This window comes from Parafrankia irregularis (assembly GCF_001536285.1).
In the GTDB taxonomy this organism is placed as follows: Bacteria; Actinomycetota; Actinomycetes; order Frankiales; family Frankiaceae; genus Parafrankia; species Parafrankia irregularis.
On the sequence record NZ_FAOZ01000014.1, the window covers coordinates 131112 to 146487 of the forward strand.

11 protein-coding genes and 1 riboswitch are annotated in these 15376 nt (G+C 70.5%); of the genes, 4 read left to right on the forward strand and 7 right to left on the reverse strand.

Annotation, left to right across the window (positions count from 1 at the left end; translation table 11 throughout):
• Window positions 1-4: 4 nt before the first annotated feature.
• The 7 genes from purD to fbaA form a co-directional block, all read right to left on the reverse strand.
• Complete coding sequence (purD, locus tag AWX74_RS21290) at window positions 5-1270, reverse strand: phosphoribosylamine--glycine ligase (protein WP_091279738.1); 1266 nt, start codon at window positions 1268-1270, stop codon at window positions 5-7.
• Window positions 1271-1358: 88 nt separating this feature from the next.
• Window positions 1359-2357, reverse strand: coding sequence for a hypothetical protein (locus tag AWX74_RS21295; RefSeq protein ID WP_091279873.1), 999 nt, complete (start codon window positions 2355-2357; stop codon window positions 1359-1361).
• 145 nt (window positions 2358-2502) lie between these two features.
• Window positions 2503-3786, reverse strand: a complete 1284-nt coding sequence (locus AWX74_RS21300; RefSeq protein WP_054568957.1) for an adenylosuccinate synthase — start codon at window positions 3784-3786, stop codon at window positions 2503-2505.
• 88 nt (window positions 3787-3874) lie between these two features.
• Window positions 3875-4303 (reverse strand): DUF3151 domain-containing protein, encoded by a 429-nt coding sequence (locus AWX74_RS21305; RefSeq protein ID WP_091279741.1) that lies wholly within the window; start codon window positions 4301-4303, stop codon window positions 3875-3877.
• A gap of 135 nt (window positions 4304-4438) precedes the next feature.
• Window positions 4439-5182 carry a transglycosylase family protein gene (locus AWX74_RS21310; RefSeq protein WP_054568959.1) on the reverse strand — a complete coding sequence of 248 codons (744 nt, stop codon included), beginning with the start codon at window positions 5180-5182 and terminating at the stop codon, window positions 4439-4441.
• A gap of 1582 nt (window positions 5183-6764) precedes the next feature.
• Window positions 6765-7451, reverse strand: a complete 687-nt coding sequence (locus AWX74_RS21315) for a transglycosylase family protein (RefSeq protein WP_091279745.1) — start codon at window positions 7449-7451, stop codon at window positions 6765-6767.
• A 5-nt stretch (window positions 7452-7456) separates the two neighbouring features.
• A riboswitch (cyclic di-AMP (ydaO/yuaA leader) is annotated at window positions 7457-7682 on the reverse strand.
• A gap of 1660 nt (window positions 7683-9342) precedes the next feature.
• Window positions 9343-10377 (reverse strand): class II fructose-bisphosphate aldolase, encoded by a 1035-nt coding sequence (fbaA, locus tag AWX74_RS21320; protein ID WP_091279748.1) that lies wholly within the window; start codon window positions 10375-10377, stop codon window positions 9343-9345.
• Window positions 10378-10664: 287 nt separating this feature from the next.
• Between fbaA and AWX74_RS21325 the strand changes: the two genes are divergently transcribed.
• The 4 genes from AWX74_RS21325 to AWX74_RS21340 all read left to right on the forward strand — a co-directional run bounded on the left by AWX74_RS21325 (window position 10665) and on the right by AWX74_RS21340 (window position 15291).
• Window positions 10665-11258: a DedA family protein gene (locus AWX74_RS21325; protein ID WP_226932623.1), complete on the forward strand. Its 594-nt coding sequence runs from the start codon at window positions 10665-10667 to the stop codon at window positions 11256-11258.
• Between the two features lie 382 nt (window positions 11259-11640).
• Complete coding sequence (locus AWX74_RS42090; RefSeq protein ID WP_131799506.1) at window positions 11641-12900, forward strand: CAP domain-containing protein; 1260 nt, start codon at window positions 11641-11643, stop codon at window positions 12898-12900.
• 740 nt (window positions 12901-13640) lie between these two features.
• A complete protein-coding gene (locus tag AWX74_RS21335) occupies window positions 13641-14747 on the forward strand; it encodes an NAD-dependent epimerase/dehydratase family protein (protein ID WP_054568965.1) in 1107 nt (368 codons plus the stop codon).
• Window positions 14740-15291: a GNAT family N-acetyltransferase gene (locus AWX74_RS21340; RefSeq protein ID WP_091279758.1), complete on the forward strand. Its 552-nt coding sequence runs from the start codon at window positions 14740-14742 to the stop codon at window positions 15289-15291. The genes AWX74_RS21335 and AWX74_RS21340 overlap by 8 nt, the downstream gene beginning before the upstream one ends.
• Window positions 15292-15376: the final 85 nt, after the last annotated feature.

Below are 15376 nucleotides of genomic sequence, written 5' to 3' on the forward strand. Positions count from 1 at the left end.
CTTCCTACCGGTTTCTGCTGGTTCCCGCGTGGGGCATCCGGGACGGGTCCCCGATGTCAGTGCGGTAGTGCGCCCCGTCGAGCGAGATGCGGCTGACCGCTTCGTACGCCGATCCTCGCGCGGACTCGAGGTTGGAGCCGATGGCCGTGACCGAGAGCACCCTGCCACCCGATGCGATGACCTGCCCGCTCTCGTCGCGGCGGGTCCCGGCGTGCAGCACATCGACACCGGTCAGCGCACCCGCGGCGGCGAGACCACGGATCGGGCCACCTAGCCGCGGCGCGGTGGGGTAGCCGGGCGCCGCGACGACGACGGTGATCGCTGCCCCGGAACGCCACGTCGGGCGCACGCGGCCGGACAGCACCGCGGTCAGCGGCGAGTTCAGCAGGGCCAGGATCGCCTGAACCTCGGGGTCACCGAAACGAACGTTGAACTCGACCACACGAAGGCCACGGGACGTCAGCGCCAGCCCGGCGTAGAGCAGGCCTGTGAACGGTGTGCCACGCCGTGCCATCTCGTCCACCGTGGGTCGGATCACGGTACGGACCACCTCGTCGACCAGGCCCGCGGGCGCCCAGGGCAGCGGGGTGTACGCGCCCATGCCGCCGGTGTTGGGGCCGGTGTCACCGTCGCCCACCCGCTTGTGGTCCTGAGCGGGCGAAAGCGGCACGACCGCGCCGGACTCGGTCACGACCGCGAACAGCGAGACCTCGGGCCCGTCGAGGTACTCCTCCAGAACCACCCGGTCGTCGGTGTCACGCAGGCTGGCACGCACGGCCTCGACCGCCACGTCCCGGTCAGTGGTGACCGTGACGCCCTTGCCGGCCGCCAGGCCGTCGTACTTCACCACGTAGGGCGGGCCGAACGTGTCGAGGTCGGCCAGCGCCGAGGAGATCTCGGTGTGATCTCGTGAGTCGGCCGTCGGCACGCCGGCCGCGCGCATGATCTCCTTCGCGAAGGCCTTGCTGCCCTCCAGCCGTGCCGCGGCGGCGGACGGCCCGAACACCGGCAGCCCGCGGGCCCGAAGCTCGTCGCCCGCACCCGCCACCAGCGGGACCTCCGGGCCGACGATGGTCAGGTCGGCCTGGACGGCCTCGGCCAGGCCGGCGACCGCGTCCGGATCCTCGACCCGAAGCGGGCGTGGCTCGGCAAGCTCCGCCGTACCAGCGTTTCCAGGGGCGCACACGAGCGCGCCGACCGCCGGATCCCGGGAGAGCGCGCGGCAAAGAGCATGCTCACGCCCACCGGACCCGACAACAAGAACCTTCATCGCTTGGAGGGGGCGAAGGACGCAGCCGCGGAAGTCACGGGGTCCAGGTTAGCGCGCACCTTGATCGTTGAGTCTTTTTCCCGTGGTCTCAGAGGCCGACCCCGGCCTGCCAGAGCATGTGGGCCATGCCGTGCACGAGGTGCAGCGCGCAGCGCCGGGCATCGACCTCGGCCATGGTCTGGACGATGGCCGGAGCGTCGACGGGCCACACGTGGGGCTCGCGGCCGAGCACGGTCAGCGGTGCCGGGTCGTCCCGGCCCTCGAAGGTGCGTCCGCCGGGCTCTACGAACAGGTGTAGCGACCGGCCGGGAGCAGGGAAGCTCTCACACCGCCAGTAGAGCAGCGGCCAGGCGTGCAGCCGCTCGCGACGCAGCAGCGGCCGCCGGTGATCGCGCGGGGCACCCGCGCCCCGCGCGCCCCGTTCACCCCGCCGGTCCGCGGCCGGACCATCCTCGGCCTCCACGGCGTCCTCACCGTGATCGTCCTCATCGTGACGACCACGACGCCCGCCGCGAACGCGGCGATCGCCGTGGTCCTCGTCGAAGCCGGCCCCGGCCTCGGGGATCCGGATCGATCCCGGCTGGCCCGAGCCGGCGCCGCCGCTGACGCCGGCGTCCCAGCCGCGGTCCGCCCGACGCCCGTTCGCGCGCACCGTCACCGGGGGCGTCAGATTCTCCGCCGCACAGAAGGAGAGGAACTCTGTGATCTGCGCCTGGACGTGTTCGGCGATCGCCGCCGCCCGTTCCAGACGCAGCGCCTCGGCGCGTTTCGAGCTGCGGATCGCGTGGCTTCCGCGCAGAAGGACATCGGTCAGGGTCTCCGGGAGCGCCTCCCCGGTCGGGGAGAAGCCGACCGGCCAGGTCGCCGGGTCGATTCCGCGTCCGAGCGGATGATCCGGCCGGACCGTCGGCGACCAGCGGGCCGGGCTGGGCTGACGCGGCGCGGTCGCCCTCGTCGTGTCGAGCTCGGTCGACGCCGACGCCGACGCCGACGCCGACGCGGGCGTCGGCACCGGCTGGGTCGGCCCGCTGTCGCGCGCGTCGGCGCGGTCGTCGTCCCAGGAGGGGTGCGGCGGTAGCGCCGCCATCGTCATCACCCCCGGTCGTCGCCAACTGTGACGACGTCAGCCTGAGCCGTAACTCTGTGTAGCGCAACCCGGGGCCGTTGTCGGCGCGTGGGGGATCACCGCGCCGAATCGGGGCGTCGTGCGCCAGTGCGGCGCGACAGCGTGATCAGAGCAGTTCGTTGATCACCAGGGTCTGTGCCCGGCCGGGACCGACGCCCACAGCCGACACCGGGGCTCCGGACATCTCCTCGATCGTCGCCACGTACGCCCGGGCGGCGTCCGGGAGATCGGCGAAGTCCGTCACACCGGAGATGTCCTCATGCCAGCCGGGGAGCTCTTCGTAGATCGGCTTCGCGTGGTGGAAGTCCGTCTGCGTCATCGGCATCTCGTCGGTCCGCCTGCCGTTGATCTCGTAGCCGACGCAGACCGGCACGGTGTCGAAGCCCGAAAGCACGTCGAGCTTTGTCAGGAACAGATCGGTGAGCCCGTTGACCCGTACGGCGTAGCGGGCGATCACCGCGTCGAACCAGCCGGTGCGCCGCGCCCGGCCGGTCGTCACGCCGAACTCGCCACCGATCCGGCGGAGCTCCTCACCGACCTTGTCGTCGAGCTCGGTGGGGAAGGGCCCCGAACCCACCCGGGTGGTGTACGCCTTGATGATCCCGACGACCCGGCTGATCCTGGTCGGACCGATCCCCGCTCCGGTCGCCGCGTAGCCGGCCGTCGGGTTGGAGGAGGTCACAAACGGATACGTGCCGTGGTCGACGTCGAGCAGCGTGCCCTGCGAGCCCTCGAGAAGCACGACCTTGCCGTCGCGCAGCGCCGTGTCCAGCAGGAGACCGGTGTCGGCGATGTGCGGCGTCAGCCGCCGCGCGTAGGCCGCGTACTCCTCGACCACCTCGTCGACATCGATCCGGCGCCGGTTGTAGACCTTCGTCAGGACCTGGTTCTTCTCCCGCAGCGCCAGCTCCAGCTTCTGCCGGAAGATGCCCGGGTCGAGCAGGTCCTGGACACGGATACCGGTGCGGGCGACCTTGTCCCCGTAGGCGGGGCCGATGCCGCGGCCGGTCGTACCGATCCGCGCCTTGCCGAGGTATCGCTCGGTGACGCGGTCGAGCGCCCGGTGGTGCGGCATGATCAGATGTGCGTCCGCGCTGATCAGCAGCCGGGAGACGTCGACCCCCCGAGCCTGCAGCCCGTCCATCTCGGACAGCAGCACGCCCGGGTCGATGACGACACCGTTCCCGATGACCGGGACGCAGTCGGCTCGCAGAACTCCGGAGGGGATCAGGTGCAGAGCGTAGCTCTCCGCACCGATCACCACCGTGTGGCCGGCGTTGTTACCTCCCTGGTACCGAACGACGTAGTCGACGGCGCCGCCCAGGAGGTCGGTCGCCTTTCCTTTTCCTTCGTCGCCCCACTGGGCGCCGATGAGGACTAGAGCAGGCACCGGGCGAGGTTACTAGGGATATGGGCCTGTCGGGACCCGATCGGCCCCGACAGGGAAAAGCTCGCTGCGTTATGCCATCTCATGACTACTATGCGAGGTCGAGTTCACGGAGTGCGACCGGATCACTGTCAGCGAGAAACTCGCGGCACCTGGTCGCCTCCGCGTCCTCGCCGATCTCCGCCGCAGCCCGCGACAGTGCGGCCAGCGCCCGCAGGAAGCCGCGGTTCGGCTCATGAGACCACGGAATGGGCCCGTGGCCCTTCCATCCGGACCGCCGGAGCTGATCGAGGCCCCGGTGATAGCCGGTCCGCGCGTAGGCGTAGGCCGCCACCGGCTGACCCGCGCCGAGCGCCTCCTCCGCGAGGATCGCCCAGCCGAGGCAGGCAGCGGGGAAACGGGCCGCGACGGACTCCGCGCCGGCACCCGAGCTCAGCGCCTCCACCACAGCGGCGTCGGATGGAAGCAGCGTCGGCGGCGGACCCGACAGCAGGTTCTGGTTCGCGGGCGGTGTCGTCATGGGCACATCCTGCCCGACCGGCGTCACGCCCGGCACCGGTCGGGCCCACCGGCTGACTGCTGGGCCCGCCGCGGCCCACAGGCCAACCAGGCATGCGACGACCTGCCAGACTGGCATGAGGCGCCCGGAGCCAGGTCAGCTGGTGACGGTGGCGCTCCACAGGTTCTGCCCGACCACGCCGGGCTGCCCGTCGCTGATCCGCGTCAGGTACGAGTAGAGCGCGGCGACGCCCTGGGACTCCTGGCCGAACTTGCCGTCGACCGTCAGCACGAACTTGCGCTCGCGCATCTCGGCCTGCCACACGAACGCATCGGCGCGTACCTCGTCGCCCATGCCGACGTTCAGCGCTTCACCGCCGAAGTTGGTGCCGACCTGGCTTCGTGCGCGTTCGAGGGTCATGGGCGGCTCGGCCGGTGTGAGGGCCTGCTCGACGGCATCGCCGATGGTGCCCGAGGATTCCGGGGCCGGGCCGTTGCGCGTCAGGCCGAGCTTGTTGCTGCAGGCCGGCCACGGTGACCAGCCACGCGAGTCGTACAGCTTGTAGGCGGCATCGTCCTGCATCGCCGGCGGAGCCTGGTCGGGTCGACCGGGGTAGCCGAGGCCTGTCCAGGTGCGCTGGTCGAACTGGTAGGCGCCGTAGAAGCCGTTGCCCGTGTTGATGGCGTAGTTGCCGCCGGACTCGCACTGGCGCAGCCGGGCGAAATCATCCGCCGTCGCGGCGCCGGCAGGGGCCGCGGTGACGGCGAGCCCCGTTCCGACCAGGGCCGTGACGGCCCCGGTGGTCCGCAGGACACGGGTGGCGGTGGACGGCGGCTGCGCCGCGCGGTGCCTGCCACCACGACCGGTCGAACGGACGGGATCACGATCATGCGACCGCATCAGGTGTCCTTCCCGTCGCCTGCGGGGTGAGCTGTCGGGTTCGGGCTGGAAGCTGCCCGGTCGGCGTACCAGGACCCGGCCGTCCTCGCGGACCGGTGTGTCCCGGCTGTATCGGTACGCCGGCTTAACCCCTAGGACGCAACGAATGCGCCCGGATGGTGGGTCCCCCACTCCTGCCCTGTGTCGTCCGCTCCAGTACCGGCCGAGTGGACGGGGGCAGGATTCGGCGTCCGTCCACACGACCTCGCCCCGGGGGGAGGCGAGTGGGCGGAACTGTAGCGAGATCTACCTACATGACGCAAATCCCGCTGGCCAGGGCGGGATCGGAAATGACCATATCGGAGTCACCCGAACGGGCCAATTGACGGATGGGTGGAGGAGATGGTCATCACACCCCAACCGCGCCACATTACCGTCCCCTCGACATCTCGGACGCACCGGGGGTCCGTCATGCGGCTGGCGCCCCAGCCGGCTTCAGGCCGGGACGGTCCATGACCCGAGGAAGGTCCATGACGGGCGATGCCCGCTCGGCGGCCCAGGCCTGGGCGCCCGGGGACACGGGGCGGCGCCAGGGCGGGTCGGCGGCGGGCGGTGGGGGCGGTGTGGGGCCGGCGACAGCGCCGGCCACCGGAAGCTGGAGAGCGCCGACGCCACGCCCGCCTACCGGGATCGCCGGTGTGTGGCGGGTACCGATCTGGCCATGACCGGTGCGGTGAGGTGGCGTCGTCGAGGGAGGTCGTTCGGCGCGACCGTGGAGGGAATGCGCGCCGAACTCATCCCGCGGGTGATCGAGATGGTCGGCGGGAGGGCCGCGACGCCCGGACACCTGCCCCGAGGCCGGTACCGCTCCGGCGGTGGGGCTGTCCGGGTCCTGCGACACGCGGACCGTTGGGGCGCTCCGCGTTGCGTCCCGCGCGCCACGGCTGGGTCAGCGCCGGGCGGGCGGGCCGTCGCACGTCACGGCCGACTGGATGAGACGCCTCCCGGGCTTGACGGATCGGGAGGAACGTCCCGTCGGGCGAGGTGCTCGACAACTCAGACGTGGACAACTCAGATGTGGATCAGGTGTGGACAACCGCGCTGGGACGGTGCAGCCACGGTCGGGTGTTCCTGGGGCTCCTGGCATCACCGCGCCCGACCGGGACGGAGCGGGCGGGTGCGGTGAGCCTCCCCGGCGCGCGTCCGCGCTTTCGGGGCTGGGGCGAGGGAGGGACGAGGATCCGGTCGGACGGCCGTGAAGGCCCGCTCTCAGGGAGCGGGAACGCGGTCGGTGGGCCGACCGTTGTCTGACGAGGACGGCATGCACGTCCTCGAGCGACTTCCGGTTTGCGGCGGGGTCCTTGTCAGCGTTGAGCCATTTCCATCGTCGGCTCCGACCTGCGGTATCTCTGGTCGTGCACCATGAGATGGGAAGGCTCGTCGATCCAGTCCGGGCGGGGGCTTTCCCCGTGCAGCCGGGAGGGTTCGGCTACGGAAGGCAGGTTGCCTTCACGGGGTGCTGGCTGTCGGTGCCGCGCGCTGGGCCCGCGGATGAGCGGGCGGGCATGCAGGCGACCGAGTGCTCCGCCGGGGCGGGCAGGCGTCAGCCGAAGGTGGCCGCCCAGGTCTGCGGGCCGAGGACGCCATCGACGACGAGGCCGCGCACGGTCTGGAAGTCCCTGGCCGCGGCTGCGGACTTCGGCCCGTAGCAGCCGTCGACGGCGAGGGAGTAGCCGAGGGAGTTCATCTTTTCCTGCCAGGTCCTGATTTCGTCAGTGACCTGGTTGTGTACCGACGCGAAGTAGTTGCGCGTCAGAGGGGGCACACCCGTGGTGGCGACGGGCTGCGCGACCAGACTGGTGCGCTCGGCCGTGCGGGAGGCCTGGCTGCCGGATCCCGACGACGATGCGCCGGGCGAGAGCTGGTCGCCGCCCATTCCGCTCCCGCACACCGGCCACTGGCCGAATCCGGAGCGGAGCGCGAGCTTCAGCGCCGCCTCGTCCTGCAGGGCGGGTGGAGCGGTGTGTGGTAGGCCAGAGTACCCAAGGCTGCGCCAGGTCCCGGCGGAGAACTGGTAAGCGCCATAGTAGCCGTTACCGGTGTTCGTCGTGTAGTTGCCGCCGGACTCGCATTGCCGCAGACCTTCCCAGGTCGTTGCGGCGTTCGCCGGTTGGCTGATGGCGATTGTGCCTCCGACCGCCGCGACAAGGACGGGTACGGGGACGAGTGTGCGGGCCCGGCTGCGGGTACTGCTGCGGCGTTGTCGGCCACTGGTACGTGCGTCGGACATGCGTGAGTTTTCCTTCCCCACGCCTGCGAGGTGAGCTGTCGGGTTCGGGCAGGGAACAAGCCCGGCCGCATGTCAGGAACTCCCAAATCCTGTGCCTTCGACAGCAAGGAAGACGGTTCCTCATTGCTGTCAACGGCCCTGCGGCTTCACCCCAAGGCCACCAGGTTCGGTGGCCGGGTATTGGTTCCCCCGCTCCTGCCATCGGGTTTTTGTTTCCGGCGGATGGGGGCAGGGATTCGGCGTGCACCCGTCGGGTGCCCGGCCTGTCTCCGGGCACGGCGAAGACCATAACCACAACGTCGGGCGAGGCGACAAGGATTGAATGGTCGACGTGAAGAAGAGCACACTCCTGCGCGCCTTCTTGAGATTGGCCGCGGGCCCTGGTATCGCGCGCGCACGCGCGCTCATTAACTTGGCGGGCGTTTCGTGATGGAGGGTTCGGGCCGACTGATCACGCTCGCGAAAGATCGCCGATATTGCCTGCGCTGCGAGCTATTCGCCGGAATCGGAGCCAAGGCTACCGCTCGCTGCTGATCCCGTCACTAACGAGGGCGAAAATTTATATTCTTGTACTGATGGAGGTTCGGGCGTCGCGTCATGTGAGATACGCAATCGTAACTATGAGTTAACGTAAGTGTATCTTTCGTCGCCGACGAGCCTGTCGGAGGGTCGGATCGAGGGCTCGGGGCGCCGCCCCGCCGGGGCCTGGGGTGATCTTGTGGGGATGCGTTCGGACTCGGGCGTCCTCGTCACCGTGGCACCCATGGTGCCTCTCGGTGTCTCCCTGGTAGCCGATAGTCACATCGGTGGCAATGTGGCGAATGGCCGGGCCCGTGGCGACCGGTCCGGCCAGCCCGCTGTCGACGGCGGCGCGAACTACGTCCCCGCACGTCGGTGAGGGGCGAGTCGGGAGAGCCTGTCGCGAGCCGGACGTTTCCCGGTCTGTCTGGACGAGGCCGGAGATTCCGGATGGCGGGCCCGCTGCCGTGGTCGTGCGTTCCGCCCACCGATTCGCCGCTTGGTACTGATCCCTCACTGCCGCGCGAGCCTGTGGGTGGCCGAATCGGTCGAAGAGGCCACATGGCAGCCCACACGAAGCTTTGCCCAGGCGTGGGTGACCTTGGTGTCGAGGGTGTGGTCTGAGCAGGTCGTCGGGCCGCGTCTACTTCCGCGCGGGATCGGACCACTGTGGCCCTGAGGGTGTCCTGGCTCGGTATGGCGGGCGATGTGCCGTCGCCAGGCCGCACGATCTTTGTGGGGTGCTTCCGGGCGGTTGACGTCCCGGATCGCGGCCGGGCGCGGTTTGGTCACCCGCCGGAGACTTGTGAGTGAAATAGATCACACTCTGCTGTCGGCCGGTCGTCCGGACAGATGACTGTCAGCGGCCGGGCGTTGCCGGTTGAGATCAGGTGCGGGCGTGTCGGGGGTGCTGGACGGCCGGGGCGGGCCGTCGTACTGCCCGCGGCGACAGGGAGCCGGAGCAGTGGGAGAAGGAGATAAGGAGAGGGAGATGGGAGACAAGGAGGAGATGGCGACAGGGAGCGGGCGACGAGCCGCGCGGAGCGGTGCGCCAGGAGCCGCGGGGAGAAGAGGTAAGGAGCCGCGGGGAGGAGAGGTAAGGAGCCGGAGCCAGGCATGGGCTCCGCCGCGATGGGTGAGCCTTCTCCATCTCACGCTGTCGGGCGCTGTAGCCACAGGCCAGAGCCGACGATGGGCAAGGCTCAGCCGGCGTACACACGGACGATGCGCCGGGCGGCATCAGGCGAGCGGAGTGCTCCCGGGAACGTGGGCGCCCCCGGGAGCATGAACGGACTACTGAGGTCCCTACCGGACCAGCGTGGCCCGGCTCAGATGTCGGTCAACGGACCGGGCAGAGCCCGGATGACGTCGGTCAGACGCCGATCGAACGGCCCGCGGACCGCAGGTCAGAACAGGCCTGGGCGACTCGTGCCGCCATCGAGGTCTCCGCGGCCTTCCCGTAGGTACGCGGGTCGTAGGCCTTCTTGACCCCGACCTCGCCGTCCACCTTCAGAACCCCGTCGTAGTTCCGGAACACGTGGTCCACGATGGGACGGGTGAATGCGTACTGGGTGTCGGTGTCGACGTTCATCTTGATGACACCGTAGTCGAGCGTTTCGCGGATCTCGGAGAGGTCCGAGCCGCTGCCGCCGTGGAATACGAGGTTGAACGGCTTGGCGTCGGCACCGAGGCCGAGCTTCTCGGCCACATGCTGCTGGCCCTCGCGAAGGATCGCGGGCCGCAGCTTGACATTGCCGGGCTTGTACACGCCGTGAACATTGCCGAACGTCGCGGCCAGCATGTAAGCACCCTTCTCCCCGGTTCCGAGCACCTCGGCGGTGCGGAACATATCGCCGGGAGTGGTGTAGAGCTTCTCGTCGATCGCGCCGACGACACCGTCCTCCTCGCCGCCCACGACGCCGATTTCGACCTCCAGCACGATACGCGCGGCCCGACAGTCGGCGAGCAGCTCGTCCGCAATCTTGAGGTTTTCCTCGAGCTCTACCGCGGAGCCGTCCCACATATGGGACTGGAAAAGCGGATCCCGCCCCTGGGAAACTCGCTCACGGGAGATTGCGATAAGTGGGCGAATGTAGGTGTCAAGCTTGTCTGCCGGGCAGTGATCCGTGTGCAGCGCGATGTTTACCGGGTATGCTTTGGCGACGTGGTGCGCGTACTCTGCGAGTGCCTCGGCCCCGAGCACCATGTTCTTGATGGTCGTGCCTGAAAGGAACTCGGCGCCGCCGGTTGAGACCTGGACGATTCCGTCACTGCCGGCCTCCGCGAAGCCCCGCAGCGCTGCGTTGAGGGTCTGCGACGAGGTCACGTTGATGGCGGGGTAGGCGTAGGCGTTCGACTTCGCCTGGCTGAGCATCTCGGCGTAGACGTCTGGGCTGGCGATGGGCATCGGTGGAGCTCCTCGAAAGGTCTAGGGGCGCCCGACCGCCCGGTGGCACCAAGCCACCGCGGGCCGTGGCGCCGGACGCGCCGCCGAACCCGCCACCACCCCCCGGAGATCCCGGGGCGCGGTTGCGCCCGACGCGTGCCGACGGCAGGTGTTGGCCGAAGGGTATGACGTCACCCGGCTCGGACGGGTGTGGTTCCACGTGACATCGCCGGAAGCTGGTCGGATGTCTCATCCTGATCGCGCTCCGGCGGCAGACTGGCCTCGTGGACATCGAAGACCTCTCTGGGATGACCCTCTACGCCATCCTCTTCGCGGTGATTTTCGTGGAGAGTGGGGTCCTGGTCGGCTTCTGGCTCCCCGGCGACACCGTGCTGTTCGGTGCGGGTCTGGTCGCAGCCGACCCGTCAGCCGACGTCTCGATCCTCGTACTCGCGTTCGGTGTGCCGGTGGCGGCGAGCCTCGGCGCCGTTGTCGGGTATGCGACCGGCCGTCATCTCGGCCGCCCGTACCTTGAACGCCGCCATGCGGGAGCGCTGGTTCGAACGGAGGACTTCTACCAGCGCTTCGGCGCGGCCACGCTGATCGCGGCTCGGTTCGTGCCCTGGGCGCGGACGTTCGCCCCGGTCCTGGCCGGCGCGGTGTCGATGCCCAGGCACCGGTTCGGCGCGGCGGTGATCGCCGGGGCCGTCATCTGGGGAACCGGCCTGGTCCTGCTCGGCTATGCGGCCTCGGCCGTTCCCGGCCTGCGCGATGCCGCGGTCTGGATCGGGGTCGTGGTGATCGTGGTGTCCGTGCTCGCCGGGGCGGGGGGCGAGCTCATGCGCAGGCGGGTGGCCCGCTCGCGGAGCGTGGAGGACCCCGCGGGTACGAGTGCGGGCTGATCCGCTCCCGTACCCCGCGTCGTCCCAGGCGCGCTGCCGCATTGGGTGTCCGTTGCTCGTTCTGTCGTGATCAGGTCCGTACGGTTACTGATCGTGGGCTTCGTCGGGCGAACGTGTGGTCGTGTGAGCGATCACGCCGAAGTGCCGATCACACCGAAGTGCCGATCACGCCGCGGCTGGAATGCGCGCGGAACCTCCTGAACGCGCGGGTACGGGCCGGTCGGATTCTGGCCGGCCGGGCCGGTCGCGCCCGGTTGGTGGACCCCGATCCCGCAGCGGACGGATACGGAGGCCTTCCTGCCGGCCTTTGATCGTGTTCGTTGTCCTGCTGGGTCTGGCGGCAGTCTCCGGTGTGGGTGTGCCGAGCATCGGCGTTGCTTCGATGGCGTTACCGGCTTCGAGTGCCGAGGCGGCCAGCGCCGCGATGTCGGGTCGTGACGGTCAGCTTTCCGCCGATCACGCGCGTGTCGCGGCCGGGGTGGACACCGCGCCCGAGGGCGCGTCGAGGAATCGCCTGCCCGCCGTGGTGATCCCCAGGGCGGCTCCGCGTCCGGCGGACGCACGCCGCACGGCGGACCCACCGACGGCGAGGCGGGCGGCGACTGCGCCGTCGGCGCGGGCGCCCGCGCACCCTGTGGTCGTCAGCCATGGTGACGGCGAGATCCATGAGATCACGGACGATGACGCCAGGGGGAGCTCCACGCCCGGCGGCAGCCCAGCGCAACCTGGCAGTTCAGCGCAACCTGGCAGTTCAGCGCAACCCGGTGGCACCCGGCCGAACGGCGGTCAGCCTGGACGTACCGCGTCCGGTGCGACCGGCACCGACGCCGCCGGATCGGGCGACGTCGAGTCCGGGCAGTCCGGGCAGGTTGGTGGGCGGCCGGTTGTCGCCGACCAGGTCGCCGCGGGTGGGCCGGAGCTGCCCGGTAGCCCACCGGCGGTCAACGGCCCGGCAACGGTCGCTGAGCCGGACCCGGCCGCCGGCGCCGGACCCGCCGGCTCCGCGCAGTCCGGTCCGGACAGCGTTACGGCTGCATCCCGGCCGGAACCGGCGCCGGCTCAGCAGCCTTCCGCGGCCGCGGCCGGCCCCCAGCCCGCCGCCGGCGCAGGCACCGGAACGGCCATCGGCACCGGCACCACGCCTGCCGCCGGCACGGCTACCGCCGCGGCCACCGAGCCCGCCGCCGCCGTGGCTACCGCCTCCGGCACCGCCGCCGACAACAGTGCCGCCGACAGCAGTGCCGCTGACAACAGCGCCGCGCTCATCGCGCAGGTCATCGCGCTCACCAATGATCAGCGCGCCGCGGTCGGATGCCTGCCACTGGCGATCGACTCCCGCCTCAGCGCCTCGGCGCAGGCCCACAGCGACGACATGGCGAGCCACAACTACTTCAGCCACACCGGGTTGGACGGGAAGTCACCGTTCGACCGGATCACGGCCGCCGGCTACGACTTCTCGGTCGCGGCAGAGAACATCGCGGCCGGTCAGCGGGCCCCGGCAGCCGTGGTCGCCGACTGGATGGCCAGCCCGGAGCACCGGGCGAACATCGTGCACTGCGAGCTCACCCAGATCGGGGTCGGGTACGCGACCGGTGGTGACTACGGCACCTACTGGGTCGAGAACTTCGGCACCGGTGCATGAGCGCGCTGGGCAGCACCACACATGCGGCACACGCTGGCGATTCTGCTCGTTCGGGAGCAGCTGGGCGGGGAGGTTCGCACTCCACGAACGCTGCCGGACCTCCGTCTCCGAGTGCCCGCTAGCCTGGTAGCCCGGTTTGGCGAGTCGCAAGAGTGAACGATTTTGGTCGTTGCAACGACCAAAATTCTTCTTTCTTGCGGGTGGCCAGGCGACCTCGCGCCATTTTGCCCCTTTTGAGGTGAACTATCGGTGCTGCGCGGCGGTGCGGGATACTGGATGGGTGGCTGTGCGGGTGGGGTTCGCATCCCATCGGCATGGCTCCGCCAAGCCCATGCCGGTGGCCCGGTATCCGCCGCGTCCCAGGACTCCGCCACAGGCTCTCCGGCTCCGGCGACCACGAATCTCAGATCCTGGCAGCGGCAGCGGCAGCGGCAGCGGCAGCGGCAGCGGTGGCTGTGGCGGCGGCAGCGGCGGCAGCGGCGGCAGCACGGACGGGGCGGCAAGTCCGCTCGCACCCGCCACCTTTGTGGACGTCCCATCTGTCCGGCGGCGGGCTGTCGGACGTACCGGGTACGATCTCTCGCCACCGACCCAAGGTCGGGCGGATCTCGTCCGGCGAGGTCGGCACCAGTAGATCACGTATTCTCTGGTCCAAAACGGACCGGTGTGTCGGATTCCGGCCGTCGGCACGCGCGGAGCGCGGACCAGCCGAGCGGATCGGGCAGCGGGTGGGAGGGCGATTGGCTCGGTCGGTGGTCACCGGCGCGGCCGGATTCCTCGGTGGCGCTGTGGCGCAGGAGCTCCGCCAGCGGGGCGACGAGGTGGTCGCGCTCGACGTTCGGCGTGGGCCCGGTATCACGCAGGCCGATGTGACGACCGCCGGCGACTGGGAGAAGGCGCTCGACGGTGCGGACCTGCTCGTCCACGCCGCCGCGGTGGGCATGGGCGGGGTCGGCGAGCTCACGCCGGTGCGGGCGGGCCGGGTGACACCGCCGAGCCGTGTCACCACCGCGCAGATGCGCAAGGTGCTGCTCGGCGGCACCGCGACGGTGCTGGACGCCGCCCAGCGAGCCGGCGTGGGCCGGGTGATCCACCTGTCCTGCGTGAGCGCGCTGGGTGGCGACACGCCGATGCTCGCCGACGAGTCCGCGCCGGTGGGTCTCACCGGCGAGCCACGCGCGGACGCGATCGCCGCGGCCGAGCAGACGGCGAACGCCGCCGCGGCGCACGGAGCGCCCGTCACCGTGCTGCGGATCGCGGACGCCTACGGCCCCCGGGCCGGGCGTTGGACGCTGTGGCCGGTGCTGCTGATGCGCGCCGGGCGGTTCGTGCTCGTCGACGGCGGCGGAGGCCGGCTCAGCCCCGTCCATGTCGACGATGTGGTCGCGGCGGTGACGGCGGTGGCCGCCGCTCCCGTCGATGTGGTTGCCGGCCGGGTGCTCCATGTGACCGGTCCCGAGGCGACGACCGGCGCCGACTTCTTCGGCCGCTATGCGGCGCTGGCGGAGGTCAGGCCGCCGAGATCGGTCCCCGCACGGCTGTGCGAGGTCGTTGACGCGGTTGATCGGCTGCCCGGCCGGTCTCGGTCGGCGTCAGGCCGCCGCCCCGGGCTGCTACGCGGGCTCGGCGCCAAGCTCGTCGTGAACGTGGATCCGCGGGTCCGGGTGGATCTGGGCCCGCTGACCATCCAGGATCTGACCAGGACCGGAACTGTGTCCGGGCGCCGCATCGCCGAGCTCGTCGGCTGGGAGCCCCGGGTCGACCTCGACGAGGGGATGCGCCGGACCGGCGCCTGGCTGCGTGACCGGGGTTTGCTCGGCGTCACGGAGCCGGCGCGTCGTGGGTGAGGGCCCCACCCTCACCACAGCGCGGATGCGCGCACTTCCACTCACGGTCTGGAACGTCGGTTTCGTGGCCGAGGAACTCGCCCAGGCGATGGTTCTGGCCGCCCGAGGCCGGCCGGTGCGGCTTGCGGCCGGCGAGCTCTTCGGCGGTGCGCTCGACTCCGCCTCCGCGGCAGCGGATTCCGCGGCCACGGATCCGACCGGAATGCGCAGGGAGCTGAGGCGGCGAGTCAGCGCCGGCACCGGGATCTTCACCTGGGTGTTGCGCGGTCAGGACGGCGCGGCGCTGGGGCTGTTGGCCGCGGACACGCATCGTGCCCGCGCGGTGGTCGGCGTTCGGGTGAGCAACCCGTATCGGCGTGATGGTTTCGGTGGTGAGGCGGTCCAGGCGCTCGCGAGCTGGCTGGAATATCGGGGCCTGCTGGTCGGGAGCCGGATCGGGGTCGGCGACGTGGTCGGCAAGCGCCTGGCCCAGTCGACGGCTTTCGTGCCGACCGGAGTACTGCTCACCGAACGCCGGAGATTGTGGATTCGGCCGCCCCTGTGATCACTCGGGGTGGCTCCGCAGTGCGTCGGTTGTCCGCTCGATGATCTGTTACGCAACGTTAGCATTGGCGGAAATGTTGGGCTGC

Coding starts and splice junctions, on each gene's coding strand:
- AWX74_RS21310 (WP_054568959.1), bottom strand. CDS start 5,182: ATGCGGTCGCATGATCGTGATCCCGTCCGTTCGACCGGTCGTGGTGGC.
- AWX74_RS42090 (WP_131799506.1), top strand. CDS start 11,641: ATGGCGTTACCGGCTTCGAGTGCCGAGGCGGCCAGCGCCGCGATGTCG.
- AWX74_RS21305 (WP_091279741.1), bottom strand. CDS start 4,303: ATGACGACACCGCCCGCGAACCAGAACCTGCTGTCGGGTCCGCCGCCG.
- AWX74_RS21315 (WP_091279745.1), bottom strand. CDS start 7,451: ATGTCCGACGCACGTACCAGTGGCCGACAACGCCGCAGCAGTACCCGC.
- AWX74_RS21295 (WP_091279873.1), bottom strand. CDS start 2,357: ATGGCGGCGCTACCGCCGCACCCCTCCTGGGACGACGACCGCGCCGAC.
- purD (WP_091279738.1), bottom strand. CDS start 1,270: ATGAAGGTTCTTGTTGTCGGGTCCGGTGGGCGTGAGCATGCTCTTTGC.
- fbaA (WP_091279748.1), bottom strand. CDS start 10,377: ATGCCCATCGCCAGCCCAGACGTCTACGCCGAGATGCTCAGCCAGGCG.
- AWX74_RS21325 (WP_226932623.1), top strand. CDS start 10,665: ATGACCCTCTACGCCATCCTCTTCGCGGTGATTTTCGTGGAGAGTGGG.